Origin of the sequence: Mucilaginibacter flavus (genome assembly GCF_030409315.1) — a bacterium.
Taxonomy (GTDB): Bacteria; Bacteroidota; Bacteroidia; order Sphingobacteriales; family Sphingobacteriaceae; genus Mucilaginibacter; species Mucilaginibacter flavus.
Genome location: NZ_JAUFPS010000059.1, coordinates 1 through 1,787 on the forward strand (window position 1 = coordinate 1; position 1,787 = coordinate 1,787).

Annotated in this window: 1 protein-coding gene; it reads left to right on the forward strand. The window is 40.5% G+C overall.

What is annotated here, in order from left to right; all coding sequences use genetic code 11:
- Positions 1-123 precede the first annotated feature (123 nt).
- A complete protein-coding gene (locus QWZ17_RS23315) occupies positions 124-1,659 on the forward strand; it encodes an IS1182 family transposase (RefSeq protein ID WP_290307729.1) in 1,536 nt (511 codons plus the stop codon).
- Positions 1,660-1,787 lie beyond the last annotated feature (128 nt).

A 1,787-nucleotide genomic window follows, 5' to 3' on the forward strand; every position in this document is an offset into this window, starting at 1 on the left:
AGAGGCTGTATCATAAATCATGGTACAGCCTCTTTTTTATTTGACAAAGGGCAAAGAATAGATTATCTATGCCTTGTTTTAATCGTCTGATTTTCATATATTTAATATATAAGCATATGAGAAATGGCAATAAAGCTCCCCGTTTTTAAACACTATGACCAGCAGCAGATTCTTGCGCTTCCCCCTTCATTAGAAGAATTAATTCCGGCTGCTCATCCCGTCCGGGTTGTAAATGAGGTAATTAACAAGCTCAATATCGAACCTTTATTAAAAGCCTATAACATCCGGGGTAGTTCGAGTTACCACCCTCAGATGCTGCTTAAAGTGCTGGTTTATGGATATGTTACCAATACCTATTCCAGCCGTAAGCTAGCTGCTGCCTGTAAAGAAAGTATTTACCTGATGTGGTTAAGCTCGATGAGTTATCCTGACCACAATACGATTAACCGCTTTAGGGGCGTACGTTTAAAAAACGCGCTCCGCAGCGTATTTGAAGATGTGGTTAAACTGTTGGCAGACGAAGGATTGCTTAGTATCGAGGAAGTTAATACGGATGGCACTAAGATCGAAGCTAATGCAAACAAGTATACTTTTGTATGGAAAAAGGCTATAGCTACCAATAAGGGAAAAATGGCAAAGCAACTTGAGGAGATCTGGCAATATGCCCAGCAGGTTGCCACCGAAGAAGATAAGATGCCGGAGCCACCTGACTTTACTACCATCGACAGCAGTAAAGTAAACGCCACCGTGGAGCTATTAAATGAAAAGCTTGCCGGCAAACAGGATGTTGGCAAAAAAACAAAGGCAAAGCTAAAGTATGCAACTAAACATTATCCGGTAAACATCATTAAATATGAACAGCAGGAAGCTATCCTGAAAGAGAGAAACAGTTATAGCAAAACAGATCAGGATGCTACTTTCATGCGTATGAAAGAGGATCACATGAAAAACGGGCAGTTAAAACCCGGTTACAATGTCCAGATATCTACCTCTAACCAATTCATCGTCAATTATACCATTCATTCCAATCCAACAGATACCAATACATTAAGGACTCATTTAGCTCAGCACGAAGCCAGCTTTGGCAAAGCGCCTCAAGTGCTCATTGCTGATGCCGGGTACGGGTCAGAAGAAAACTACATGCTGCTTGAACAAAGGGAAGTCACCGCTTTTGTAAAGTATGGCATGTTTGACAAAGAACAAAATGAAACCCACAACAACAAGCATCCTTTTGCAGCAAATAAGCTTTTCTACAACCAGGAGAAAGATTGTTATATCTGCCCGATGGGGCAACCGATGGATTACATTGGGACAAGCACCCGGGAAACAAGTACCGGTTTTGAACAGACTTTGAAAAGATACCAGGCAAAGAACTGCGCTAACTGTCCGTTAAACGGTGCCTGTCATAAATCCAAAGGGAACAGGATAATTGAAATCAATGAAAACCTAAACCGGCTAAAGCAAAAGGCACATACACTGTTAACCAGTGAAGAAGGTATAGAGCGGCGAAAGAAACGCTGTTTCGACGTAGAGCCGACTTTCGGAAATATTAAACAAAACCATGGGTTCAAAAGGTTTATGCTTCGAGGTCTGGAAAAAGTGGAGATTGAATGGGGATTGATTGCAATTGCACAAAACTTAAGAAAAAAAGCAGCTTAAAAGAGCTCTTTTTAGCCCTTTTCGGCTTGGTAACATTCATTCTAAATCTCAATTCATTAAATTGTCTAATCTTCGATTAGCAGATTATAAAAAAAGACTGTACCATTTGTTTTATGATACAGCCTCTT